At 70.0% G+C, this 24222-nt stretch carries 19 protein-coding genes; 4 read left to right on the top strand and 15 right to left on the bottom strand.

Annotation, left to right across the window (positions count from 1 at the left end):
- The 4 genes from ASF53_RS18355 (at position 1) to ASF53_RS18340 (ending at position 5566) form a co-directional block, all read left to right on the top strand.
- A complete protein-coding gene (locus ASF53_RS18355) occupies positions 1 to 2988 on the top strand; it encodes a sarcosine oxidase subunit alpha family protein (RefSeq protein ID WP_056201714.1) in 2988 nt (995 codons plus the stop codon).
- Complete coding sequence (locus tag ASF53_RS18350) at positions 2981 to 3571, top strand: sarcosine oxidase subunit gamma (RefSeq protein ID WP_056201710.1); 591 nt, start codon at positions 2981 to 2983, stop codon at positions 3569 to 3571. Before ASF53_RS18355 ends, ASF53_RS18350 begins: the two co-directional genes overlap by 8 nt.
- Positions 3572 to 3645: 74 nt before the next feature.
- Complete coding sequence (locus ASF53_RS18345; RefSeq protein ID WP_056201706.1) at positions 3646 to 5004, top strand: L-serine ammonia-lyase; 1359 nt, start codon at positions 3646 to 3648, stop codon at positions 5002 to 5004.
- Positions 5005 to 5299: 295 nt separating this feature from the next.
- Positions 5300 to 5566, top strand: a complete 267-nt coding sequence (locus ASF53_RS18340; protein ID WP_286134520.1) for a DUF1127 domain-containing protein — start codon at positions 5300 to 5302, stop codon at positions 5564 to 5566.
- A 381-nt stretch (positions 5567 to 5947) separates the two neighbouring features.
- On the opposite strand, the gene ASF53_RS18335 is transcribed toward ASF53_RS18340, so the two are convergent.
- The 15 genes from ASF53_RS18335 to ASF53_RS18265 form a co-directional block, all read right to left on the bottom strand.
- Positions 5948 to 6274 carry a hypothetical protein gene (locus ASF53_RS18335; RefSeq protein ID WP_056201702.1) on the bottom strand — a complete coding sequence of 109 codons (327 nt, stop codon included), beginning with the start codon at positions 6272 to 6274 and terminating at the stop codon, positions 5948 to 5950.
- Between the two features lie 125 nt (positions 6275 to 6399).
- Positions 6400 to 6909 (bottom strand): prolyl-tRNA synthetase associated domain-containing protein, encoded by a 510-nt coding sequence (locus ASF53_RS18330; RefSeq protein ID WP_056201699.1) that lies wholly within the window; start codon positions 6907 to 6909, stop codon positions 6400 to 6402.
- A gap of 220 nt (positions 6910 to 7129) precedes the next feature.
- Complete coding sequence (locus ASF53_RS18325; protein ID WP_056201694.1) at positions 7130 to 7924, bottom strand: adenine nucleotide alpha hydrolase family protein; 795 nt, start codon at positions 7922 to 7924, stop codon at positions 7130 to 7132.
- Positions 7921 to 9141, bottom strand: a complete 1221-nt coding sequence (locus ASF53_RS18320) for an electron transfer flavoprotein subunit alpha/FixB family protein (RefSeq protein WP_056201691.1) — start codon at positions 9139 to 9141, stop codon at positions 7921 to 7923. The genes ASF53_RS18325 and ASF53_RS18320 overlap by 4 nt, the downstream gene beginning before the upstream one ends.
- Complete coding sequence (locus ASF53_RS18315; RefSeq protein ID WP_056201688.1) at positions 9138 to 11039, bottom strand: DUF3483 domain-containing protein; 1902 nt, start codon at positions 11037 to 11039, stop codon at positions 9138 to 9140. The genes ASF53_RS18320 and ASF53_RS18315 overlap by 4 nt, the downstream gene beginning before the upstream one ends.
- 392 nt (positions 11040 to 11431) lie before the next feature.
- Positions 11432 to 13474 (bottom strand): NADH:flavin oxidoreductase, encoded by a 2043-nt coding sequence (locus tag ASF53_RS18310; protein ID WP_056201686.1) that lies wholly within the window; start codon positions 13472 to 13474, stop codon positions 11432 to 11434.
- 75 nt (positions 13475 to 13549) lie between these two features.
- Positions 13550 to 14677 carry an FAD-binding oxidoreductase gene (locus ASF53_RS18305; protein ID WP_056202039.1) on the bottom strand — a complete coding sequence of 376 codons (1128 nt, stop codon included), beginning with the start codon at positions 14675 to 14677 and terminating at the stop codon, positions 13550 to 13552.
- 8 nt (positions 14678 to 14685) lie between these two features.
- Entirely contained in the window at positions 14686 to 15945 is a 1260-nt protein-coding gene (locus ASF53_RS18300) for an aromatic ring-hydroxylating oxygenase subunit alpha (protein ID WP_056201683.1), read from the bottom strand.
- Positions 15946 to 16150: 205 nt separating this feature from the next.
- Positions 16151 to 16945 carry an inositol monophosphatase family protein gene (locus tag ASF53_RS18295; protein WP_056201679.1) on the bottom strand — a complete coding sequence of 265 codons (795 nt, stop codon included), beginning with the start codon at positions 16943 to 16945 and terminating at the stop codon, positions 16151 to 16153.
- 3 nt (positions 16946 to 16948) lie between these two features.
- The gene (locus ASF53_RS18290; RefSeq protein WP_056201677.1) at positions 16949 to 17884 is read right to left on the bottom strand and encodes a phosphotransferase; all 936 of its coding nucleotides are present in this window, start codon (positions 17882 to 17884) and stop codon (positions 16949 to 16951) included.
- Positions 17885 to 18111: 227 nt separating this feature from the next.
- Positions 18112 to 19092 (bottom strand): phosphotransferase, encoded by a 981-nt coding sequence (locus ASF53_RS18285; RefSeq protein ID WP_056201675.1) that lies wholly within the window; start codon positions 19090 to 19092, stop codon positions 18112 to 18114.
- On the bottom strand, positions 19089 to 20381 hold the full coding sequence (locus ASF53_RS18280; protein WP_056201670.1) for a Zn-dependent hydrolase: 1293 nt from the start codon (positions 20379 to 20381) through the stop codon (positions 19089 to 19091). Before ASF53_RS18280 ends, ASF53_RS18285 begins: the two co-directional genes overlap by 4 nt.
- Before the next feature lie 32 nt (positions 20382 to 20413).
- On the bottom strand, positions 20414 to 22252 hold the full coding sequence (locus ASF53_RS18275; RefSeq protein WP_056201667.1) for a dipeptide ABC transporter ATP-binding protein: 1839 nt from the start codon (positions 22250 to 22252) through the stop codon (positions 20414 to 20416).
- Positions 22252 to 23175 (bottom strand): ABC transporter permease, encoded by a 924-nt coding sequence (locus ASF53_RS18270; protein WP_056201664.1) that lies wholly within the window; start codon positions 23173 to 23175, stop codon positions 22252 to 22254. Before ASF53_RS18270 ends, ASF53_RS18275 begins: the two co-directional genes overlap by 1 nt.
- Positions 23175 to 24155 (bottom strand): ABC transporter permease, encoded by a 981-nt coding sequence (locus ASF53_RS18265; protein ID WP_056201662.1) that lies wholly within the window; start codon positions 24153 to 24155, stop codon positions 23175 to 23177. Before ASF53_RS18265 ends, ASF53_RS18270 begins: the two co-directional genes overlap by 1 nt.
- Positions 24156 to 24222: the final 67 nt, after the last annotated feature.

Raw genomic sequence — 24222 nt, 5'->3', positions numbered from 1 at the left:
ATGGCACAGCCGTTCAGATTGTCCCGCGGCGGACGCGTCGACCGCACCCGCCCCATCGTCTTCGAGTTCAACGGAAAGCCGGTCCACGGATATGCCGGCGACACCGTCGCCTCGGCGCTGCTGGCCAACGGCATCCACCTCGTCGGACGCTCGTTCAAGTATCACCGCCCCCGCGGCATCCTGAGCCACGGCCCCGACGAGCCGAGCGCGCTGCTCTCGGTCGATCGCGGCCCGGGCCGGATCGACCCCAACAACCGCGCCTCCGTGGTCGAGGCCCGCTCCGGCCTGCGCACGACCTCGCAGAACCACTGGCCGTCGCTCGACTTCGACGTCGGCGCCGTCAACGACCTGCTCTCGCCGGTCTTCGTGGCGGGCTTCTACTACAAGACCTTCATGTGGCCCCGGAAGTTCTGGGACCGGGTCTATGAGCCGTTCATCCGCGCCGCCGCGGGTCTCGGCAAGGCCCCGACCGAGGCCGATCCCGACCGCTACGCCAACCGCCACGCCCATTGCGACGTGCTCATCGTCGGCGCCGGCCCGGCGGGTCTCGCCGCCGCGCTCGCCGCGGCGCGCACCGGCAAGCGGGTGATCCTGGCCGACGAGGGCCCCGAGCCCGGCGGCTCGCTCCTGCACGACACGACCGCGCAGATCGACGGACGCCCCGCCGCGACCTGGCTCGCCGAGACGCTGGCGGACCTCGACGGCCGGGAAAACGTGATCCTGCTGCCCCGCACCACCGCCTTCGGCTATTACAACCACAACCATGTGGCGATGACCGAGCGCGTCAGCGACCATCTGCCGTCCTCCGCCACGCCGGGGCCGCGCGAGCGTCTGTGGCAGGTGCGGGCGGGCGAGGTGGTGCTCGCCGGCGGTTCCCACGAGCGTCCCCTCGTCTTCGCCGACAACGACCGGCCGGGCATCCTGCTCGCCGAGAGCGTGCGGGTCTTCATCAACCGCTACGGCGTCGCGCCGGGCCGCAAGCTCGTCTTCGCCACGAGCGGCGCCTCCGCCTACCAGGCCGCGATCGATGCGCGCGATGCGGGCCTCGACGTCACCCTCGTCGATCTGCGCCTGGAAGCGGATTGCGGTCCGGAGCTGGCGCAGTTGCGCGCGGCCGGGGCCGATGTGTTGACCGGCCACACCGTGGTCGGATCGAAGGGCCGAAAGCGCGTCACGGGTCTCATCGTGGCGCCTGTCGGGAGCGACGGCCGGTGCGGCGGCCGTCGCATTCTCCCCTGCGACTGCGTCGGCATGTCCGGCGGCTGGACGCCCGCCGTCCACCTGTTCTCGCAGTCCCGCGGCAAGCTCCGCTACGACGAGAGCATCGATGCCTTCGTGCCGAGCATCTCGGCCCAGGCCGAGCGCTCGGCGGGTGCCGCCCGCGGCACCTACGACCTCGCCGCCTGCCTCGCGGACGGCTTTGCCGCGGGCGCTGCCGCCGCGGGTTCCGACGCACGGCAAGACTTCACGGCGACGGCGACCTTCACCGGCTTCCAGCCGGTGCGGATCATGCCGACCGACGCGAACCCGACCAAGGTCCGCGCCTTCGTCGATTACCAGAACGATGTCACCGCCAAGGACATCAAGCTCGCCGTTCGCGAGGGCTTCCAGTCGATCGAGCACGTCAAGCGCTACACCACGACGGGCATGGCGACCGACCAGGGCAAGACCTCGAACATGAACGCGCTCGGCATCGTCGCCGGGCAGCTCGACAAGGCGCTGCCCGCCGTCGGCACCACGACCTTCCGGCCGCCCTATACGCCGGTGACCTTCGGCGCGCTGGTGGGCCCCGCCCGCCACGCCCTGTTCGACCCGATCCGCACCACGCCGATCCATGAATGGGCGGAGGCCCACGGCGCCCTGTTCGAGAACGTCGCCCTGTGGCGTCGCGCTTGGTACTTCCCGAAGAACGGCGAGGATCTGCACGCCGCGGTCGCCCGCGAGTGCAAGGCGGTGCGCGAGGGTGTCGGCATCTTCGACGCCTCGACGCTGGGCAAGATCGAGATCGTCGGCCGCGATGCCGCCGAGTTCATGAATCGCCTCTACATCAACCCCTGGACCAAGCTCGCGCCGGGTCGCTGCCGCTACGGGCTGATGCTGAAGGAGGACGGCTACATCCTCGACGACGGCGTCGTCGCCCGTGTCTCGGACGAGTGCTTCCACGTCACCACCACGACCGGCGGCGCGGCCCGCGTGCTCGGCCACATGGAGGATTACCTCCAGACCGAGTGGCCGGAGCTCGAAGTGTTCCTGACCTCGACCACCGAGCAATGGGCGGTGATCGCGCTCCAGGGCCCGAAGGCCCGCGCCGTGATCGCCCCGCTGGTGGACGGCATCGACCTGTCGCCGGAAGCCTTCCCGCACATGGCGATGCGCACGGGAACGATCTGCGGCGTGCCGACCCGGCTGTTCCGGGTGTCGTTCACCGGTGAACTCGGCTTCGAGATCAACGTGCCCGCCGACCACGCCCGCGCGGTCTGGGAAGCGGTGTTCGAATCGGGCCAGGCCCACGGCATCACGCCCTACGGCACCGAGACGATGCACGTGCTGCGCGCCGAGAAGGGCTACATCATCGTCGGCCAGGAGACCGACGGCACGGTGACCCCGGACGATGTCGGCATGGCCGGGATGATCCCGAAGGCCAAGAAGGACTTCGTCGGAAAGCGCTCGCTGGCGCGCCCCGACGTGGTCGCCACCGGCCGCAAGCAGCTCGTCGGCCTCATGACCGACGATCCCAAACTCGTCCTCGACGAGGGCGCGCAGATCGTCGCCGACACCAACCAGCCGATCCCGATGCGCATGCTCGGCCACGTCACGTCGAGCTACTGGAGCGCGAATTGCGGACGCTCCATCGCGCTGGCCCTGGTCGAGGGCGGACGCGAGCGGATGAACGGCCAGCTCTTCGTCACCACGCCGGACGGCTTCACCCGTGTCACCGTCTGCGAACCGGTCTTCTTCGACGTCCAGGGGGAGCGCATCAATGCTTGAGACCCGCTACCGCGCCGCCCGCGCCCTGCCGCTCGGCGCTCAGACCCGCTCGGCCCCCACCGGTTCGGGCGTATCGGTCCGGCCCGCCGGCGCCGAGGCGCGCTTCTCCCTGCGGGCACGGCTCGCCAAGGGCGCCGCGCCGAAGCTCGCCGGGCTCGCGCTCGACGCGCCGATCAACACGGTCGGCACCGACGGCGAGGTCTGGCTCGCCCGCCTCGGGCCCGACGAGTGGCTCATCGGCGGCCCCGAGGCCGATGCCGACCTGCTGCAGGGCCGCTTCCACGACGCGCTTGCCGGGGTGCCCCATTCCCTGGTCGATGTCTCCCACCGCAATGTCGGCATCGACGTGTCCGGCCGGCAGGCCGCGGCGGTGCTCAATGCCGGCTGCCCGCTGGATCTGTCCGAGACCGCCTTCCCGCCGGGCAGCGCCACCCGCACCCTGCTCGGCAAGTCCGAGATCGTGCTGATCCGCGCGAGTGCCGCACCGCTCTACCGCGTCGAGTGCTGGCGCTCGTTCTCGACCTACGTCCATGGTCTCCTCAATGAGGCCGTCTTCGGGGTCGAGGGACCGGCCGCCCACTAACACCCTGTCGTGACGCGCTTCTCCCCGATCCGACAGGTTCGGGGAGAAGCGCCTGAGAGAGAGCAACGGATCCGATGATCAGCACCTTCGATCTGTTCAAGATCGGGATCGGTCCGTCGAGTTCCCATACCGTCGGCCCGATGATCGCCGGGCGCCGGTTCCGCGAGACCCTGCTCGCCCGCGGCGGCGTCGCCCGGATCAGCGCCGAGATCTACGGCTCGCTCGCCTGGACCGGCCGCGGCCACGGCACCGACGTGGCGATCCTGCTCGGGCTGCTCGGCCACGCGCCCTCCACCATCGACCCCGACCAAACCGCGCCGCTTTCCGACGAACTGCGCCGCACCGGCGATCTCGGCATTCCGGGCGTCCATTTCGACGCCGAGCGCGACCTCGTCTTCAACTTCAAGGACATCCTGCCGCTGCACACCAACGGCATGCGCTTTCGCGCCTACGATGCCGGGGATGCGCTGATCGAGGACCAGATCTTCTACTCGGTCGGCGGCGGCTTCGTCGTCACCGCCGCGGAGGCGGAAGCCGCCTCGGTCGGGGAGACAGGGCAGGAACCGCCGCTGGCCTTCGGCAGCGGGCGCGAACTCCTCGACCTCACCCTGCGCACCGGCCTCACGGTTCCGCAGATCCAGCTCGCCAACGAGCTGACCCTGCGCACGCGCGAGGAGATCGATAGCGGCCTCGACGCGATCCGCGACGCGATGTTCGCCTGCATCGAGCGCGGCCTGCGCATGGACGGCGAATTGCCCGGCGGCCTGCGGGTGCGGCGGCGCGCCAAGCGGCTCTACGAGTCCCTGGAGGCGACCAAGCTCTCCAACAGCCGCCCGGCCCACGAGATCATGGACTGGATCAGCCTCTACGCGCTGGCGGTCAACGAAGAGAACGCCTCGGGCGGCCGGGTGGTGACGGCGCCGACCAACGGCGCGGCCGGCATCGTCCCGGCGGTGCTGCGCTACACCCGCGACTTCTGCCCCGATTGGAGCGACGAGCGCGGGCGCGAGTTCCTGCTCACCGCCGCCGCCATCGGCGGGCTGATCAAGGCCCGCGCCTCGATCTCGGGGGCGGAGGTCGGTTGCCAGGGCGAGGTCGGCTCGGCCGCGGCGATGGCGGCGGCGGGCCTCACGGCGGCGCTCGGCGGCTCGGCCTTCCAGATCGAGAACGCCGCCGAGATCGCCATGGAGCACCATCTCGGCATGACCTGCGACCCGATCGCCGGCCTCGTCCAGGTGCCCTGCATCGAGCGCAACGCCTTCGGCGCCAACAAGGCGGTGGTGGCGGCCTCGCTGTCGCTGCGCGGCGACGGCCAGCACCGGGTGAGCCTCGACGAGGTGATCGAGACCATGCGCCAGACCGGCCACGACATGCAGGCCAAGTACAAGGAAACCTCGCTCGGCGGGCTGGCCGTCAACGTCGCCGCCTGCTGAGATCGACGGCCCCACGAAGCGACCGATCGGAGCGCGTCGGGTTCCCTCCGATCAGCCCGCCGTCACCGATCCCGCAACCCCTCTTCCGAACCTCGGGAGAGGGGTTTTTCATGTCGCGGTGCCGGCTTGCGGCCGATCAACCGAGCGCCCTCCATGCATAAGAGGTGAGCAAACTGCTAAAAGAGGGCGTTTCTTGCGCAATGCATGCGCATCAAGCAGAGCTGATCCCAAGCATCTGCGCTCCTCCACGAGGGGGAGAAGCCTCATATGACTTTCAACGCGGGCCGTCTTCGTCTTGACCAAGGACGGCGCGATCGAGGCTCATTCGATGTTCAGCAAGGTTTTCGAAAGTGTTCGCGCCCGTTACCGCGCTTGGGCCGAAGAAGAGATGCTCAGGGAATTGAGTGACGAGGCGCTGGCCGATATCGGCCTGACCCGTGACGGCCTTTCGGAGCTGCGGACCGACGCCAAGCCGGTCCCCGGCAAGGGGCGGACCGTCGCGCCGTTCTTCGCGACCCTTGCCTTCCCCATCACCCTCCAGGGCACGTTTCAGGGCGCCTGATCCGGCCTGCGCTTGACCGAAGCGGGTCCCGTTTCAGCCCGCCCGCGCGTCGCCTGAAGCCGTACCCCTCGCGCCCATGCGAATGGATCTCAGGCCCAATCCGCCATCCCGAGGGGATCAGCCGGATTGGGCCTGAGATCCATTCGCCGTTTTTTTGAAGCGAACCGAGAGGCGGCGGACCGCACGATCCGCCCCCGGCCCGCGGCCGCATCCCCCGGCGGGTTCGGTAGACCACGACCGTCAGGCTTGGGTTCAAAACCCAATCAGCTTGACCATATGAGGTGCCGCTTTCGAGCCTTCTAAGACGTTTGGTTGACCCTCACCGCGTCCCGTAAGCCGCCATTGCACCGATCGGCCTTTCGCTACGATCCGTCTTTGTCCTTACGTGCCCGAGGTCCCGTATTCCGCTTGAAGATCGAGCCATCGGTGCCCGTGAATGGCACGCGTTTCCAAGTCGATGACAACGACGAGGAACACTTCGGAAGCATCGGTTCCAACCAAGACTTGGTCGAACCGGCCTCGTCCATCCCGGTAAACGTAGGCGACATCGTGTACCTCTGTCACCTCGCCCATCGGGAGCACCACCGAGTCGACGTATGGCCAGATGTCTAGGACCTGTTCCGCTATCGCTGTCACATCCCGCATGGGATCGGCAAAGCAGGCAAGGAACTCATCTTTGGAGAGGCAGCGCGCAACGGTCATGGCCATCCCTTACCTTATCACGGAAGAAAGGCAGCTTTCAGCAAGTCGTCTCCTCAAGACGGACGGTCATCTTCCCACCCTCAGCAGATATTCCCACGGTCAATCTGATTGGGTTTTGACCCTGGGGGCCTTCAGGCCGCTGCGCTCTCCGGCAGGGTCAGCGGCGTCGGCTCGTGCCCCTCGGCCCGCAAAGCCTCGACCAGATCGGCCGGGACGAGCGAGAGGGTGCGGGTGCTGACGAGCGGGTGGATGTTGACCCGCGTCTCCTCCAGCAGGCTGTCCTGAATGAACACCCGCACGCTGCCCGGCGCCGCATTGAGCGCCGCCAGCGGCGAGACGGCCCCGCTCTCGACCCCGAGCTGTTCGCGCAAGGCATCGGGGCTCGCGAAGGACAGGCCGCCGCGTGCGCCGAGCACGGCGCGGAACGCCTTCAGATCGACCTGGGCGTCGTGCTGGAGCGTGAGGAGGAAGTAGGTCTTCTTCCCGTCGCGCAGGAACAGGTTCTTGGTGTGAGCGCCGGCGATGTCGCCGCAGACCGCCATCATCGCCTCGACGGTGAAGACGGCTTCGTGCTCGTAGAGCTTGTAGGCGATGCCGCGCTCGCGCAGCCGCGTCAGCAGGTCGTCCGGGCTCAGGGGCATCGTTTCGTCTCTCCCAGAGCGCATTCCGACGAAGTGGACACGGTTCGTCGAAAGAATGCGCGTCAAAACAACGATCTAGAGCATCGTCCCGAAAGGTGGTTGCCGGCTTTCGGAAAAAGATGATGCAAGAACAAGAGGCTGGAGCATCGTCCTGGATCCGATATCCAGGACGATGATCTAGAGTCGTATCCGACTTGATGCAGTCAGGTCGGATACGACTCTAAGTCTTCGGTTCCGCCGGCGGGGCGAGCACGCCGATCTGCCGGAGATAGGCCAGGATCTCGCGGGCGGCGTCCTCGGGATCAGGCTCGATCAGGAGCCGTCCGCTCGAGGCCGCGCCGCCCTCGCCGGTGGCCGCCTTCAGCCGTTCCGCCGCCGAGCCGCCCGCGGGCGCACCCTTCACGATCTTGGGCCGGCGGCGATAGGGCCGCTCCTCCACCGCCAGGGCCGAAACCGGAAGCGCGGCCGGCGCGACGGCCAGCGTCTCGACGCGCCCGCGGCGGGCCCGGCCATAGGCATAGGCGAGGGGGGCGGGGGCGTCCGGGTGGCAGGTGACGATGACCGGCCCCCGCACCACCACCCGGCGCAGGGCGCCGCGCCCGAGGCTCTGGTCGAGGCGCAAGGCGCCCTCCGCGTCGAGCGCCGCCGCGACCACATCGGACACCAGCGGAATCGCGAGGGCGCGGGCCAGCGCGTAGGGCACGAGGCCGCTCTCGTCGCCGCCCTGACTGCGCCGCCCGGCCAGGATCAGGTCGGGGGTGATCGCGGCGAGCCGCGCGGCGAGGGCGGGCACGGGGTCGTCGCCGGCTGCGACCGCGATGTGCTCGATGCGGGGCAAGCCCTGACCGAGGGCCTCGGCGAGGGCGGCGGCGTCCGGCCCGGCATGCAGGCCGACGATCTCGGCGCTCTGGCCGAGCCCGGCGGCCATGCGGATCGCCTGCGCCTCGAGCCGGGGCAGCACGGGCGCGCCGGAGACCGGATGGAGCCCGGCGGAGAGAAGGACCGCGATTCTCATGACGCCTTCCCCTGACCGGCGGCCTCTTCCGCGAGCAGCCGCAGCAGGGCCGGCATCACGGCCTGCGCGTCCATCACCACGGCGAGGCCCGCCCGCTCGATCATCGCCGCGTGGAGATCGGTGTTGACCGCCACCACATGCTCGCAGCCGGCGACGCCCTGGAGGTGCTGCGGCGCCCCCGAGATACCGAGCGCGAAGTAGCAGGTCGCCGCCAGCACCGTGCCCGAGGCGCCGACCTGGGTGTGGCGCGGCATCAGCCCGGAATCGCACAGCACGCGGCTGGCGCCGGGTGTCGCGTGAAGGGCCGCCACCACCTGGCGGAAGGTGTCGAGATCGGAAAGGCCGTTGCCGGCCGAGACGACGAATTCGGCCAGCGAAAGCGGCACGGTCGCCGGGTCGGCCGGGATGCGCGTCGCCGAGACGATGCTTGTGGCAACCGCCGGCGCCGAACCCTCGAAGGGCAGGGCACGCGCCTCCCGCAGAGCGCCGGCATAATCGGCGACCGCGTCCGGCGCGACGGTGGCGAGGCGAGGCGGGGCGAGGCTCTGCTCGACCCGGCGGCCTTTGGCCGGGCGGACGAGCCCCTTGGCGGCCACCACCTCGGCATTGGTGAAGAGCGGCTCGTTCAGACCCACCGCCACCCGGCGGGCGAGATCACCGCCATCGAGCGATTCCGGGAACAGGACGTGGCGCGCCCCGAGCGACGCGAGCACGGCCTCGATGCGGGCCGCCCGAGCCGCCGGATCGTAGCCCTCCGCGCCGTCGAGCCGGAGCATCCGGTCGGCGCCGGCTGCACCCAGCCCCTCGCAGTCGCCCTCCACGATGACCGCGACGGCGCCCTCGCGCCCGGCGAGCGCCCTTGCGGCGCCGATCACCTGCCGGTCATGGCCCGAGAGGCGGCCGCCGGGGGCGTCCGGCACCACCGCGACGAGGAAGGCGGGGCTCTCGACGATGATGGTCTTGGGCGCCTCTGCCACGGGCGCGGCGCGCGGTGCGGCGGTGACGGCTTCCCCGACGGGGCGGCTGATCTGGCTGAGATCGTAGCGCAGCCGCGCAGCCCCGCCGATGCGCTGGGCCTCGCGCTCGGCCCGCGGATCGCGGCGGGGGCGGCCGGAACCGGAGGCACGCCGGGTGCGGTCGTAGCGGGGGCGCGGGCCCTCGCCGGCGAGGCAATGGGCCGCCCGCTCGGCCCGCGGATCGCGGCGCAGGCGGCTCATCGGCCGGCCTCCACCGCCTGGAGCAGGAGCTCGGCCACGTCGCGGATCTCCGCCTTACGGTCGGTCACACCCTCCAGCATCGCCGTGCAGGAGGGGCAGGCGACGGCGACGATGCCCGCACCCGTCTCGGCGGCCTGGGCCATGCGGATGTCGGGGATGCGGCGCTCGCCCGGCACGTCGCTCACCGGCGCGCCGCCGCCACCGCCGCAGCACATCGCCCGGCGCCCGGAACGGGTCATCTCGCTGCGGGTCACGCCGATCGCGTCGAGCACGGCGCGGGGCGCCTCGGTCTCTCCGTTGTAGCGGGCGAGGTAGCAGGGGTCGTGATAGGTCACCGAGAGGTCCGGCAGACGGCCCGGCTTGAGCTTGCCCGCCCGGATCAACTCCAGCAGCAGGGCGGTGTGGTGGGTCACGGTGTAGTGGCCGCCGAAGGCCGGGTACTCGTTGCGCAGCGCATGCAGCGCGTGCGGGTCGGCGGTGACGATCCGCGTGAAGCGGTATTTGGCCAGCGTCGCGATGTTCTCCCGCGCCAGCGCCTGGAAGGTCGCCTCGTCGCCGAGCCGGCGGGCGAGGTCGCCGGTGTCGCGCTCCTCCGCGCCCAGCACCGCGAAATCGACTCCGGCCTCGCGCAGCAGCCGCACCAGCGCCCGCAGCGAGCGGCCGTAGCGCAGGTCGTAGGCGCCCTCGCCGAGCCAGAGCAGGACATCGACCGTCTCACGGTCTGCGATGCGGGGCAGGTCGAGCCCGGCGGCGAAATCGGTGCGCGAGGCCAGCGGGCGCCCGCCGGGATCGCCGGACTGGCGCAGCTCCGTCACCGGGACCACGGCCTTCTCGGGCAGCGCCCCGCGCTCCAGCGTCTCGTACCGCCGCAGGGAGACCACGGCATCGACATGCTCGATCATCATCGGGCATTCCTCGACGCAGGCGCGGCAGGTGGTGCAGGACCACAAAGTGTCGGGGTGGATGCGCGCATCCGGCCCGATCAGCCGGGCCAGAGCCCCGCGCTCGCCCTCCGCCGCCCGGCCGCCGGGATAGGGGTTGCCGGCGTAAGCCGGCTCGGTGGGGGAAAGGCCGGCGACGAGATCCTGAATCAGCTTCTTCGGGTTCAGCGGCTGGCCGGCGGCGAAGGCCGGGCAGGCGATCTCGCAGCGCCCGCAGCTCACGCAGGCGTCGTAGGACAGGAGCCGGTTCCAGGTGAAGTCGGCCGGCATTTCCGAGCCGAGCCGGGGCGCGTTAAGGTCGAGCGGCTGGAGCGCGGTGTCGGGGCGGCCCTCGAACCGGCCGGGCCGGGGATGGGCGACGAGGTGGAGCGCGCCGGCCGCCGCGTGGCGCATCGGGCCGTGGCGCACCTCGTAGGCGAGGCCGAGCCCGCCGGCCGCCGCAAGCGCCAGGGCAACGGAGCCGAACACGCCGCCGCCGGCGCCGAAGGCGAGCAGCAGCGCGGTGATCGTGCCGCCGATTGCGTAGGCGAGGAGCAGGAAGGGCAGGATCTGGAAGTGGCCGGCGGAGAGGCGCTTCTGCTTGACCGGGTAGCGCCGGGCGCCGACGAGCAGGGAGCCGACCGCCGTGACCCCGAAGGCGAGCGCCACGAGGAACCAGTAGGGCCGGAAATCGGCCAGCGGCGGCAGGATCGCCAACGCGGTCAGGATCGAAGAGGCGAGCAGGCCGCCGGCCACGACCGCATGCATGCGCGAGGCGTAGGCATCGCGCGCCACGACGTGGTGGACATCGACGAGGTAGCGCCGGGGCAGCTTAGCGAGGCCGTCGAGCCACGCCACGGAGGCAGGGGCGCCGACGCGCCAGAGGGCGGCGCGGCGCAGGCCCTGAACGAGGGCGAGCGCCGCCATCAGCCAGACGAGGCCGGGAAACACCGTGGTCAGGGGCATGAAGCTGGTCATGACGGTGGGCCTACGGGCTTGGCGACAGTTCCGGACGAGAGCCGTGCCCGACCAAGCTGGGTCGGATCACGTCTCTTAGAGCCTTGTTTTGGCGCGCTTTCTTTCGACGAACCGGCATCCGCTTCGTCGAAATGCGCTCTCGGCTGACGAGGACCACGCATCCCCTCGCCCCGCAGGCAGGGAGGCGGCAGCCGAGGGTGAGAGGGTTTGGCCGGAGGAGGCTCCTCCTGAGCCGCCCCCTCACCGCCGCTTCGGCTTCGCCTGCGCTTCCTGTCTGCACGACAGGGTGCGGACAGGCCTTTCCCCGACCGATCCCAGGCCTGCCTGGGATCGGCAAGCCGTGCCCGAAGTCGGGTCGACCCGACTTCGGGCGGGGAGAGGGGAAGACCCGATCAGAGATCCTTGCACAGCCGCAGGGCGTCGTAGATCGCCGCGTGGATGTTGCGGCCCGAAACCGCGTCGCCGATGCGGTAGAGCGCGTAGCCCTTCGACAGGTCGTAGGGCTGCGGCTCGCCGCGCAGGAGCGCGTCGTGGTCGGTCTGGCCGTGATTGACCGACGTGCTCTTGAGCGAGCGGTAGAGCCCGTCCACGGGCAGGGTGCCGTGATCCACCACGATGCGGTCGACGAGGCGCTCCTCCTCGGCGTCGGTCATGGTGTTGCGAAGTGCCGCCACGAAGCGGTTGCCCTCGGGATAGATCTCGATCAGCTCCATGTTCGGCGTCATCACCACGCCGAGCTTGTACAATTCGCGCAGATGGATCGGCTGATTGGTGGTGCCGACCTCTTCCGCGACCATGCGGTCGTGGGTGGCGATCTCGACGAGGCAGCCGCGCTTGGCCAGTTGCTCGGCCACCGACGAGGCGTTGTGCTGGCCCATCTCGTCGTAGAGCAGGACCGAGCCGGTGGGCTCGACCGCGCCGGTCAGCACCTCGGTGGTGGTCACCGCGTATTGCTCGGCGCCCTTGGCGTGGCCGCGGAACGGCGTGCCGCCGGTCGCGACGATCACCACGTCGGGCTTCTCGGCGCGGATCGCCTCGTCGGTCGCCTCGGTGTTGAGGCGCAGATCGACGCCGAGCCTGGTCACCTGGGCGACGAGCCAGCGGGTGATGCCGGACATCGCCTCACGCCAGCCGGCTTTCGCCGCAATGCCGATCTGGCCGCCGGCCTGCCCGCTCTTCTCGAACAGGACGACCGAATGGCCGCGCTCGGCGCAGACGCGGGCCGCCTCGAGCCCGCCGGGGCCGGCGCCGACCACCACGATACGGCGGCGCACATCCGCCTTGCGGATCTCGTGCGGCATCGTCGCCTCACGGCCGGTGGCGGCGTTCTGGATGCAGAGCGCGTCGCCGCCGACATAGATCCGGTCGATGCAGTAGCCCGCGCCGACGCATTGGCGGATGTCGTCGGCCCGGCCCTCGGAGAGCTTCTTCACGAGATGCGGGTCGGCGATGTGGGCGCGCGTCATCGCCACCATGTCGACATGGCCTTCCGCGACCGCGCGGGCCGCGGTGGCGAGATCGGTGACGCGCTGGGCGTGGAACACCGGCACATCGACCTCGCGCTTGATCGCGCTCGGCAGGAACAGGAACGGCGCCACCGGGAAGGACATGTTCGGCAGCGAGATCGCGTGGGCGATGTGGTCGCGCGCCTGCCCGCCGAGGATGTTGAGGAAGTCCACGAGCCCGCGCTTGGCGTACTCGGCCGCAATCGTCAGGCAGTCCTCCTGGGAGAGGCCGTCGGCGATCATCTCGTCGCCGGACATGCGGATGCCGATGACGTAATCGTCGCCGGCTTCCGCGCGCATCGCCTCCAGCACCTCGATGCCGAAGCGCATCCGGTTCTCCAGGCTGCCGCCGTACTTGTCGGTGCGCTGGTTGACGGAGGGCGACCAGAACTGGTCGATCAGGTGGCCGTGGGCGGCCGAGACCTCGCAGCCGTCGAGCCCGCCCTCGCGGCAGCGGCGCGCGGCCTGGGCGAAGCTCTTCACGATGCGGGCGATGTCCTCCTCCTCGATCTCCTTCGGGATCGTGCGGGAGGCGGGCTCACGCCGGGGGGAGGGCGCGACGGTGGGGAGCCAGTGCTCGGTGTCCCACTTGGTGCGCCGGCCCATATGGGTGAGCTGAATCATCAGCTTGCCGCCGTGCTCGTGCACCCGGTCGGAGAACTGGCGAAAGAACGGGATCACCGAATCGTCGGCGACCGAGATCTGGTTCCAGGGCGCGGCGGGGCTGTCGACGGCGACCGACGAGGAGCCGCCGAACATGGTGAGCCCGATGCCGCCCTTGGCCTTCTCGGCGTGGTAGAGCTGGTAGCGCTCTTGCGGCTTGCCGTCCTTCCCGTAGCCGGGGGCATGGCTCGTGGACATCACCCGGTTACGGATGGTGAGGCCCTTGATGGTGAGCGGCTTCAGCAGCGCGTCGGCATTGGCGATCACGGGACGACTCCCGAAGGCGATGGGGGAAAGCTTGGGACGCGCGGGATACCGGCCGCCGCGGCGACCGGTCGATCTTCAGCGTTCGACGACGAGGTCGCTGGTCGGCTTCGAGCAGCACAGCAGCGCCATGCCGGCATCGATCTCGCGCTGACGGATGCCGCCGGCATGGGTCATGGCAACGGTGCCGGAGGTGAGCTTCGACTTGCAGGTGCCGCACAGGCCCTTGGCGCAGGAGGAGGGCAGGCGGATGCCGGCCTTGCGGGCGGCGTCGAGCACCGTCTCGTTCTCCGGGCATTCGAGCACGCGGCGGGTCTTGGCGAACTCCACCCGGAAGGTGCGCACGCCCGCCGCGGGCGCGGCCTCGGCGTCGAGGTCCTTGGCCGCCTCCGCCGCAGCCTCCTGGTCGGCCTCCGGCAACTCGCCGAAGTCGAAGCTCTCCTGATGATGCCGGGCCATGTCGAAGCCGGCATCCTTCAGCATGGCCCGCACCGCGTCCATGTAGGGCTTGGGGCCGCAGACGAAGACTTCGCGCTCGAGGAAGTCCGGCACCGCCTCGCGCAGGATGTCGAGCGACAACCGGCCCTTCGGACCCGCCCAGGTCTCGTTGGGGGCGTCGGTCTCGCAGACCGCGTGGAAGCGGAAGGCGGGATCGAGCCGGGCGATCGTCTCCAGCTCGCCCCGGAACACGATGTCGGCGGGCGAGCGGGCGGAGTGGACGAAGGCCACGTCGCGGGCTTCGCCGAGATCGTGGAAGGTGCGCGCCATCGACATCATCGGCGTGACGCCGCTGCCGCCGGACAGGAGCAGGTACTTCTTGCCCGGATGGGTGAAGCAGGAGAACTCACCCATCGGCCCCAGCGCCCGCACGGTGTCGCCGGGCTTGAGGTTGTCGTGCAGCCAGTTCGAGACCGGACCGCCGGGCACGCGTTTGACGGTGAACGACACCGCGTGCGGCCGCGTCGGCGCCGAGGAGATGGTGTAGCAGCGGTGGATGGTCTCACCGCCGACCTCGAAGGAGAAGGTCAGGAACTGGCCCGGCGCGTAGGCGAAGCGCCGGGGTTCTCTCGGGGCGAGCACGAAGGTCTTCACGTCGTGCGTCTCGTCGCGCACCGCGAGGCAGACCAGGGCGTCGTCGGCCTCCGCATCCCAGGGCGCGGAGGCCGCCAGCCGCGTGGCGGCCGGCTCGACCGAGGCGGGGGCCAACGTCATGGTCAGCGCCCCAGATGCTCGGCCATGCGGCCGACATACCAGTTGCAGAACTTCTCGACGAGCATCTCGGTATGCGGCGAGTAGGGGCCGGGCTCGTAGGCCGGGCTCGCGACACCCTGCTGGCAGATGCCGACGAGTTCGCTGTCCTGATCGTTCGTGGCTTCCCAGACGCCGGTGAGGTTGGCGAGATCGTAATCGACGCCCTCGACCGCATCCTTGTGGACGAGCCACTTGGTGCGCAGCAGCGAGCGCTCGGCATCGAGCGGCAGCACCGAGAAGGTGACGATGTGGTCGCCGAGGAAGTGGTGCCAGGAATTCGGCTGCGTCCAGACCGAGAGGCCCCCGGCCTTGGCGCTGGTGAGGTTGCCGAGCAGCTTCTTGCAGGCGGCCTTGGTGTCGAGGGTGTGGGACTCGCCCTCACCGTCGAGCGGGAGCCGCTCGGTGCGGAAGCCCGTGATCATGGTGTCGAGCTCGTCGATCTCCTTCGACGGCAGGCCCTCCGCCTCCCACTCGCCGTGGCGGGTGTTGAGCAGGCAGCCGTAGCGCTCGGCATTGGCGCGGTCGTGCTCGTCCATCTCCTCCGGCGCGAAGCCGAAGCCGTAGGCGAAGAGCGGCACGGTCAGCTCGGGATGGTTGGCCCCGCAATGGTAGCACTCGCGGTTGTTCTCCATCGTGAGCTTCCAGTTGCCGGGCTCGATGATGTCCTTCTGGAAGGCGACCTTGGTGTCGCGCACGTTGTGCGGCTCGATATAGGGAGCGAGACGGGTGGCCATCTCGTCGAAATCGGCCGGGGGCTCGTCGGCGAGGCAGATGAAGAGCAGCCCGGCAAGCGAGCGGACATGGACCGGCTTCAGGCCGTGGCAGCCCTTCTTGAAGTCCGGGCCCATATGCTCGGCATGGATCAGGTTGCCGGTGAGGTCGTAGGTCCAGGAATGGTAGCGGCAGACGAGGTTGCCGACCGTGGACTTCTCGTCATGGACGAGCCGGGCGCCGCGGTGGCGGCAGACATTGTGGAAGGCGCGGATCTCGTTGTCGTCGTCACGCACGATCGCGACCGAGGTCTTGCCGATATCGACGACCATGACGTCGCCGGCCTCCGGCACGTCGGGCTCGACGCCGACATAGATCCAGTGGCGGCCGAAGATGATCTCCATGTCAGCCTCGAACACCTCGGGGCTGAGGTAGAACGGAGCCGCAAGGGTGTAGCCGGGGCGACGCTCGCGCAGCAGGCGCTGAAGCGGGGTCGGCGTCACATCGAGCATGGGGACCTCCCGAGCCGTATCTGGCTTTAGAGAATTATTGTTCGGCAAGGTCCGCGTCGCTTCCATATCAGCGACATCCCCTTGGCAAACCGCGACGCGGTGGAAACCAGTGGTTTCGGCGTGTCTCGCAAACGCCCGATCCCGATCGCTTCCCCTGCGGGCACGGTGGCGCAGCGGGCGTTTCGCGAGAGACGAATCCGTCACCCTACGCCCGCAGAATCGCCAAAGCCTCGGCATGCAGTTCAGGCGTCGCCGCCGCGAGCACCCGCCCGTCGGAAGCGAGGGAGAGGTCTTCGCCGTTCCAGTCGGTGATGATTCCGCCCGCCGCCCGGATCACCGGCACCAGGGCCATGGTGTCGTAGGGTTGCAGGCCGGTCTCGGCGATCAGGTCGCAATGGCCGCTCGCCAGCAGGCCGTAGGCGTAGCAATCGCCGCCGAAGCGGCGCAGGGCCGTCTTCGCGATCAGGCGCCGATAGGACGCCTCGTCGGCGCCGATAAACCCCTCCGGCGAGGTGGTGAAAAAGCGCGCGGCGGACAGGCTCCGGCAGGTGCTGGTGCGGGCGGGCTCGGCCCCGAACCGCGCCTGCCCCGGCCGGCCGGTCCAACGCTCGCCCAAGGCCGGCATGTCGATCAGCCCGGCGACCGGTACGCCGCGGTCGAGGAAGGCGATCAGGGTGCCGAACAGCGGCAGGCCGGTGACGAAGCTCTTGGTGCCGTCGATCGGGTCGATCACCCAGACCGGGCTATCGCCGGGGGTCGCTCCGGGCTTCACCCCCATCTCCTCGCCGAAGATGCCGTGATCGGGAAACCGCGCCTCGATCAGGCCGCGCAGGCGCGCCTCGATGGCGCGGTCGGCCAGGGTCACCGGGCTCTCATCAGCCTTCGTCACGATGTCGAGCGGGGTACGGAAATAGGCGAGCGCGATCGGGCGCGCGGCCTCGGCCAGTTCGGCGGCAAAGGCCAGGGCCTCTTCGGGCGCAAGGGATGCGGACACGCGCATCGCTCAGAGCGCCTTCAGGAAGAGCGGCCAGCGCGGGTCGTTCATGATCGAGCGGGCGCGCATGTGCTTCCAGATCCCGTATTTATAGAAATCGAAGTCGAGGGTGGAGATCCGATTCTGCACCATCGCCCAGGTCGACCATTTCACGTCGGCCAGCGCCTTGTGCACCATCAGGCGCGCGAACAACGCTTCGTCGTAGCGGCCGAAATACTGCTCGATCAGCTCGCGATCGACGCTCTCCGAGAAGAACATCTCCCCGCTCCAGATCGCGATGTCGTAGAGCCGGTCGTTGTTGGAGGCGTATTCGAAGTCGATCAGGAGGATCGAGCCGTCCTCACCGATGAGGAAGTTGCCCGGCATCGGATCGTTGAAGCAGGGCACGAGGTCGAGGCCCGAGGCCTCCAAAGCCGTCCGCGCCAGCCGGGTCTGGCGGGTGAGCCAGGCCTGATCGGGCGGCAGGAGAGCGCCGAGTTCGGCCGCCTGCCGGTCGTGCTCGTCGATCATGTCGAACACGGTCTTGGTCAGCGGCAGGAGCGGGGCCGCGTGGAAGCGGCGGTAGACGCGCATCGCCTCCGCCCGCAGGGCCGGATCGGCGAAATCGCGGTTGGTCGAGGGGCGGCGCCCATCCACAAACTCGGCGATCTCGATGCCGTGCGCGTCGAGATCGTCGAAGGTGCGGGGGCCCAAGCCGATCACCTCCGCCTGCCGGCTGGCGGCGCGGGCGGCGGCGCGGTCGATGAACAGCTCGGTGCCGCGGCCCGGCATCTTGACGAAGTAGGGATGCGGCTCGCCTTCGATCTCGACGCGCCAGTTGACGTTGCTGATCCCGCCGAGCACCGGGCGGTAGCGCGTGGAGCGCCCCTGCCAGCGCGGGACGGTGCGCAGGGCCGCCTCGAAGGCGTGCTCGGCCTCGGTGGCGGCATGGCCCAGAGCGATCATGGTCGTCTCCTCACAGCGCGTTCGGTCGGCAAGCCAAGACCGCAGGCCATCGCGCGCCCATCAGATCCTGGCCCCAAACCTCGTCCTCATCCTGAGGTGCCGAAGCAAAGCGGAGGCCTAGAAGGATGCTCCAGGGTTCGCGCGGGAACGGGAGCCTCCTTCGAGGCCGCTTCGCGGCACCTCAGGATGAGGGCGGAGGCGTGGGATGATCGTCGTCGAGCGGGCCATCACAGCGCTCTCAGGGTTTCCTCGAAGCCCGGCCGGCCGACGAGCATCCGGCAGCGCAGGAAGCGCCACGCGGCGTACTTGCGAAATTCGAGCCCGCGGCGCGGCGAGAGCCGGTCCATCACGAGTGCCCGCAGGGCCCAGTGCAGGTCGTCGGCGGCGGCATAGGCGCGGGCGCGGTTGAACACGTCCGGCCGGAAGCGGCCTTCCGCCATCTCGATGCCGGCCCGCATCGGCGCCTCGAAGGCGCAGGCCTCGTTGAGGAAGGCGCCGAGCTGGTAATGGGGGTCGGTGTCGCAGGCCATGTCGAAATCGACGAATTGCAGGGCGCCGCGCGCGTCGAACAGCAGGTTGGAGGCGTGCGGGTCGGCATGGGCCGGGCGGACATCCGTGCCGGCCGCCGCCAGCGCCGCCTCGATCGCCTCGGCCCAATCGAACAGGAACCACGCATCGGGCGGCAGGGCGTCGGTCCCCGGCCCCAGCAGGACGCGAAGGGTGCGGATCGCCTCGAACACGCTCCAGGGCCGGCCGAAGGGTTCGCCCGCGCCGATCCGGCGGAAGGCCTCGATCACCGTGGCCATGCTGTCGGGCTGCTGAAGCCTGTCGAGGGTGGCCGGGCGCCAATCCGGGCCGAGGCAGCGGAACAGGATCGCGCCCTGCTCCGCCGCGACATGCAGCGGCTCCGGCGCGAGGCCCAGCGCCGCGATTCCTTGCGCCGCGCGGAAGGCGGCGGCGGGGTCGAGCAGCGCGGCGGCGCAGGGCTCGGAGACCTTGAGGAACAGGCTCGGCGCGACGCTCTCGGCGTCGGCGACGTAAAAGGTCGTGGATTCGACCCCGTGATAGGAGGGCGAAGCGAGGCCCGGCACAGCCAGGGCGTAATGCGGTTCCTTTCCGTACAACGCCGGCAGCGCGGAAAAGGCCTGCGCCAGGGCGGCCTCGGCCAAACGCTCCGAGACGTCCGCGGGGGTGCCGAGAGCCTTCATCGGTGCCCTCCCGCGGTTTCGATGGCGGCCATGCCCTCGGTGGCGAGGATCATCAGCATGTCCGCCAGCACCTGGGTGCCGAAGGCCTGATCCTCCGGGCTCGCGAATTCGGTCGGGTGGTGCATCACGCCGCCGCGGCAGGGCACCGCCAGCACCACCGCGGGGCAGACCGCGCTGAGGCTGACGGCGTCGTGGCCGCCGATCGTGTCGAGGTGGCGGGTCGTCGTGCCGTTGGCGGCACCCGCGCGCTCGGCGAGTTGCACGAGGCCCGGCGCCATCGGGCCGGCGGCACGGCGGTCGATGGCGCGCACCGCGTGACCCACCTCCGCGCGCGCGGCGGCCAGATCGATGGCGGCCTTCAGCCGGAGTTCGGCCTCCTCCAAGATCGCGGGCGAGCCGGAGCGCAGCTCGATGAACAGAACCGCCTCGCTCGGCACGGTGTTGGGCGAGTTCGGCCGCACTTCGAGCCGGCCGACGGAGGTATGCAGGTCCAGGCCGTAATCGGCCGTCATCGCCTTGAGGTCGGCGATCAGGTAGGCGGCGCCGAGAAGCGCGTCGCGCCGCTCGGCCATCGGCGTCGGGCCGGTATGGGCTTGGCGCCCGAGGAAGGCGAGGCGGTACTTGGTGGCGCCCCAGAAGCGGGTGAAGGCGCCGAAGCGCAGGCCCTCGCGCTCGAGGATCGGCCCACCCTCGATATGCAGCTCGATGAAGGCGTCCGGCACCGGCACGGCGTCGCGCCCGGCATAGCCGATCCGCGACAGGGCCTCGCCGACGGTGACGCCGTCGCCATCGCTGCGGGCCAGCGCCCAATCGAGCCCGGCCGCGCCCGTGAAGACGCTGCTGCCGAGCAGGCTCGGCTGGAAGCGGGCGCCCTCCTCGTTGGTCCAGTTGGCGACCGTGACGTTGCAGGCCGGCGCCACGCCCGCCGCTTCGAGTGCCTCGCGCACGGACAGGGTGGCTTCGCAGGCGGCGAGCACGCCGAGGGTGCCGTCGAAGCGCCCGCCATTGGGCTGGCTGTCGAGATGCGAGCCGACCATCACCGTCGGCGCGCCGGGCCCGGCGAGTTCAAGAACGCCGAACTGGTTGCCGATCGCATCGATTTTCGGGGTGAAGCCGTGGGCGGAAAACCACGCGGCGAGCCAGTCGCGTGCCTGCCCGTCCTCCGGCGACAGGGTCAGGCGGGTCAGGGCGCCGTCCGGCCCGGCGCCGAAGGCGGAGACCGCCTCCATCATCGCCTGGAGGCGGGCGGGGTCGATCCGCACGGGGGCTGAGGCCATCAGGTCGGGCATGGATCTCATCGAGGTCTCGGGAAGGAGCGGCATCAGGCGGCGCCCGCCAGCAGGGCGGCGCCGGCGCCGGGCACGCGGTGGCAGGCGGCGAAGTCGTGCGCGCCGCGCACGGTGAGGAACGGGGAATGCGTGGCGCAGGCCTCAAACGCCTGCGGGCAGCGCGAGCGGAAGGCACAGCCCTGCGGCAGGTCGATCGGGCTCGGCGGCTCGCCCTCCATCAGGCAATCCTCCGGCCGGTAGCGTCGCGCCTCCAGGGCTGGCATCGCCGAGAGCAGGGCGCGGGTGTAGGGGTGGCCGGGATCGAAGAACAGGCGCTCGTTGTCGGCGAGTTCCACGACCTCGCCGAGATACATCACCGCGATGCGATTACAGGCTTTGCGCACCATCGCGAGGTCGTGGCTGATGTAGATGTAGGTCAGCCCGTGCGCGCGCTGGAGTTTCTCGAAGAGCGCCAGCAGCTTGAACTGCTCGGTCTGGTCGAGGGCCGAGAGCGTCTCGTCCATGAGCAGGATCTGAGGCTCCAGCACCATGGCGCGGGCGACGTTGATCCGCTGGCGCTGCCCGGCCGAGAGCCCGAGCGGCAGGTCGTCGTAGAGCGCTGGCGCCAGGCCCACATCGTCCATCACCGCGCGCACCCGCTCGCGGATTGTTTTGGGGTCGCGCCAGCCATGGATGCGTAAGGGCGCTTCCAGCATGGCGCCGATGCCGGTGCGCGGCGGCAGCGAGTTGAACGGATCCTGCAACACCAGTTGCAGCTTGCGGCGGAAGCCCAGGCGTTCGGCCCCCGACAGACCGGCGATGTCGCGGCCCTCGCACAGCACGCTGCCGCCACTCGGGCGTTCCAGGCGGCTCAGGAGCCGCATCAGGGTGGACTTGCCGCAGCCGGATTCGCCGACCACGGCGAAGCTGTCGCCCTTGGCGATGTCGAAGGTGACGTTGCGGACGGCCCGCAGCGCGCTCGTGCCGGCAAAGCTCCCGCGCCGCTTCACCCGGTAGGTCTGCGACACGTCCCGCAGGCTGATGATGGCCTCCGCGGGCCGCGCGCCGGGGGCCTTCGGCATCGCGGGCAGGCGCGGGCGCTCGCCCCAGATCACCGGGATCTGCGCGACGAGATCGCGGGTATAGGCGTGGCGCGGGGCGGCGATCAGCGCCTCGGTCGGCTGCTCCTCGACCAGACGCCCCGCATCGATCACCAGGGTGCGGCTCGCCGCCTCGCGGGCCACGGGCAGCGAGGAGGAGACGAACAGGATCGCGGTCTCGAAACGCTCGGTGAGTTCGCGCATCAGGCGGATCACCTGGGCGGCCACGGTCACGTCGAGGGGCTGGGTCACGTTGTCGGCGACCAGCAAAGCCGGATTCGAGACCATGGCATCGACGATGAGCGCGCGCTGCATCATCCCGCCGGAGAATTGCGAGGGGTAATCGTGGAAGCGCGCGGTGGCGGACGGGATGCGCACGGCATCGAGCAGGGCGATCACGCGCTCTCGCGCCTCCCGGCGGCTCACTTCGGGCATGACGGCGCGCAGCTTCTCGACGATCTGGCGCCCGACCGGCAGGGTCGGGTCGAGGGCGCCCATCGGGTCGGCGCCGACATAGGCGATGTCGCGGCGCAAGGACCGCATCGCCCGCGGCGGCAGCACCAGCAGATCTTTTCCGCGGAAGCGCACCTCTCCGGAGCGGATGGCGAGCGGGGCCGCGATCCAGTTGACCACGGCCCGCGACAGCACCGTCTTGCCCGCGCCCGAAGCGCCGACGACGCCGACGATCTCGCGCGGGGCGACATCGAAGCTGATGCGATCGAGGATGGTTCGCTCACGCCCCGGAAGGGTGAGGGCGACGGAGAGATCGCGGACGCAGAGCACCGGGTCCATCAGGCGCCCCCGTGGATCGCGTTGCGGGCGCGCTCGAACGCGGCGCCGATCAGGTTGATGCCGGTGAGCGTGAGGCACAGGAACACGCCGGGCATGGTGGCGATCCACCACGCGTTGAGCAGGTATTTGCGCCCGTCCGCGATGATGCTGCCGAAGGTCGGCGTCGGCGGCTGCACGCCGAGGCCGAGAAAGCCCAGCGTCGATTCGAAGATCATCATCCGCGCGACATCAAGCACCGATGTGAAGAGCAGCGGCGGCACCAGCAACGGCACGAGCAACGTGAGGATGATGCGCGGATGCGTGGCGCCCGAGACCTGCGCGGCCCGCACATATTCACGCCCGCGCTCGGCCATCACCACCGAGCGCATGACGCGGGCATAGACCGGCCAGTTCGACAGGCCGAGCACGAGGATGATCGCGGGAATCGTCGGGCGGTCGGCGCCGAGCACGGCGATCGCCAGGATGATCATCGGGATCGAGAGCTGGGCGTCGGTGATCCGCATGATCACCGTGTCGGTGCGCCCGCCGAAATAGCCGGCGACCGTGCCCAGCGCGCAGCCGATGACCACGGTCACCGTAACCGAGGCCACGCCGATCAGCAGCGAGTAGCGCAGGCCCACGAGGCAGCGCACCAGCATGTCGCGGCCGATCTGGTCGGTGCCGAGGGGGTGGGCCCAGCTCCACTTGTCGCCAAGGAACAGCGGCGGCAGCAGGCGGGCGCGGATGTCGCGCATCGCCGGGTCGATGCCGCTCAGTTCCGGGTAGAGCGCGGCGGCGAGCACGAGCCCTGCGAGCACGGCGAAGCCGACGCGAAAACCCCCGGAGCGGGCGGCGCGCCCGAGGATGCGCCGGCCGATGGAGCGCGACGCCGTGACGTCGATGCGGGGCGGCACGAGCGCCAAGGATGAGTCCACCGCATCCATCAATATTCGAGCCTCGGATCGATAGTGGTCGCCGCGAGATCGACGAGGATGTTGATGAGGACGAAGATCGCGCTGGTGACGATCGCGATGCCCTGGATCAGCGGGAAGTCGCGCTGGAGCACGGCGTTGATCGTGAGCAGCCCGAGGCCGGGATAGTCGAAGATGTATTCGACGATGATCACGCCCCCGAGCAGCGAAGAGAACTGCACGCCGAGCAGGTTGAGGAGCGGCACCGAGGCGTTGCGCAGTGCATGCGCGGCGACGATGCGCGGGCGCGACAGGCCGCGGACATGGCCGACGGCGACGTAAGACTCGCCCATCTGCGCCGCCACCGCGCTCGACAGCGTCCGGATCAGCACCGGCGACAGCTCGACGGCGAGCACCAGGGCCGGCAGCACCGTGTAGGCGAAGCCGCCATAGCCGATCGCCGGCAGCCAGCCGAGCTTCACCGACAGGAGCAGGGCGAGCACGATGCCAAGCCAGAAATTCGGGATCGAGATGAAGACCGAGGAGACCGCGAAGGCGAGCCGGTCGAAGAACCCGCCGGGGCGCAAGCCCGCCGCGATCCCGAGCAGGGCCGAGAAGACCAGGGCGATGGCGAGCGCCAGGGCGGCGAGCTGCAGGGTCATCGGCAGGGTGTCGAGGATGAGATCGCCGACCGCGGCCCGCTCGCCGCGGGTCATGTCGTCGAAGTTCGCGCCCCCCGTCGCCGCGCCGTTGGCCGGGCGCATGAAGCTGCGGCCGAGATCACCCTGGACCACCCCTGCCGCGTAGCGGCGGAACTGCACGAGGATCGGATCGCGCAGGCCCATCGTGGTGGCGATCTGCTCCACCAGGGAATCGGGCGCCATCCCGCCCACCATCTGGCGCACGGGGTTGCCCGACATCACCCGCAACAGAGTGAAGATCAGCAGCGAGACGAGGAAGATGATGATCGCCCCCTGCGCGAGGCGCCGGGCGAGGAAACTGAGAACGAACATCGAGGCATCGGGTCCGGTGACGGAATCGGCGGGGCGGGCCCGGCCGCCATAGGGGCGGGCCGGGTCA

The sequence above is a fragment of the Methylobacterium sp. Leaf123 genome (assembly GCF_001423405.1).
Lineage (GTDB): Bacteria > Pseudomonadota > Alphaproteobacteria > Rhizobiales > Beijerinckiaceae > Methylobacterium.
This window is presented reverse-complemented; position numbering and strand designations above follow the sequence as displayed.

Bases quoted from the DNA above. Each gene is read 5' to 3' on its own strand.
- ASF53_RS18295 (WP_056201679.1), bottom strand. From the start codon at position 16,945: ATGCGCGTGTCCGCATCCCTTGCGCCCGAAGAGGCCCTGGCCTTTGCC.
- ASF53_RS18315 (WP_056201688.1), bottom strand. From the start codon at position 11,039: ATGACCAGCTTCATGCCCCTGACCACGGTGTTTCCCGGCCTCGTCTGG.
- ASF53_RS18350 (WP_056201710.1), top strand. From the start codon at position 2,981: ATGCTTGAGACCCGCTACCGCGCCGCCCGCGCCCTGCCGCTCGGCGCT.
- ASF53_RS18320 (WP_056201691.1), bottom strand. From the start codon at position 9,141: ATGAGCCGCCTGCGCCGCGATCCGCGGGCCGAGCGGGCGGCCCATTGC.
- ASF53_RS18265 (WP_056201662.1), bottom strand. From the start codon at position 24,155: ATGTTCGTTCTCAGTTTCCTCGCCCGGCGCCTCGCGCAGGGGGCGATC.
- ASF53_RS18275 (WP_056201667.1), bottom strand. From the start codon at position 22,252: ATGGACCCGGTGCTCTGCGTCCGCGATCTCTCCGTCGCCCTCACCCTT.
- ASF53_RS18325 (WP_056201694.1), bottom strand. From the start codon at position 7,924: ATGAGAATCGCGGTCCTTCTCTCCGCCGGGCTCCATCCGGTCTCCGGC.
- ASF53_RS18270 (WP_056201664.1), bottom strand. From the start codon at position 23,175: ATGGATGCGGTGGACTCATCCTTGGCGCTCGTGCCGCCCCGCATCGAC.
- ASF53_RS18290 (WP_056201677.1), bottom strand. From the start codon at position 17,884: ATGATCGCTCTGGGCCATGCCGCCACCGAGGCCGAGCACGCCTTCGAG.
- ASF53_RS18285 (WP_056201675.1), bottom strand. From the start codon at position 19,092: ATGAAGGCTCTCGGCACCCCCGCGGACGTCTCGGAGCGTTTGGCCGAG.
- ASF53_RS18345 (WP_056201706.1), top strand. From the start codon at position 3,646: ATGATCAGCACCTTCGATCTGTTCAAGATCGGGATCGGTCCGTCGAGT.
- ASF53_RS18355 (WP_056201714.1), top strand. From the start codon at position 1: ATGGCACAGCCGTTCAGATTGTCCCGCGGCGGACGCGTCGACCGCACC.
- ASF53_RS18280 (WP_056201670.1), bottom strand. From the start codon at position 20,381: ATGCCCGACCTGATGGCCTCAGCCCCCGTGCGGATCGACCCCGCCCGC.
- ASF53_RS18335 (WP_056201702.1), bottom strand. From the start codon at position 6,274: ATGGCCATGACCGTTGCGCGCTGCCTCTCCAAAGATGAGTTCCTTGCC.
- ASF53_RS18330 (WP_056201699.1), bottom strand. From the start codon at position 6,909: ATGCCCCTGAGCCCGGACGACCTGCTGACGCGGCTGCGCGAGCGCGGC.
- ASF53_RS18300 (WP_056201683.1), bottom strand. From the start codon at position 15,945: ATGCTCGATGTGACGCCGACCCCGCTTCAGCGCCTGCTGCGCGAGCGT.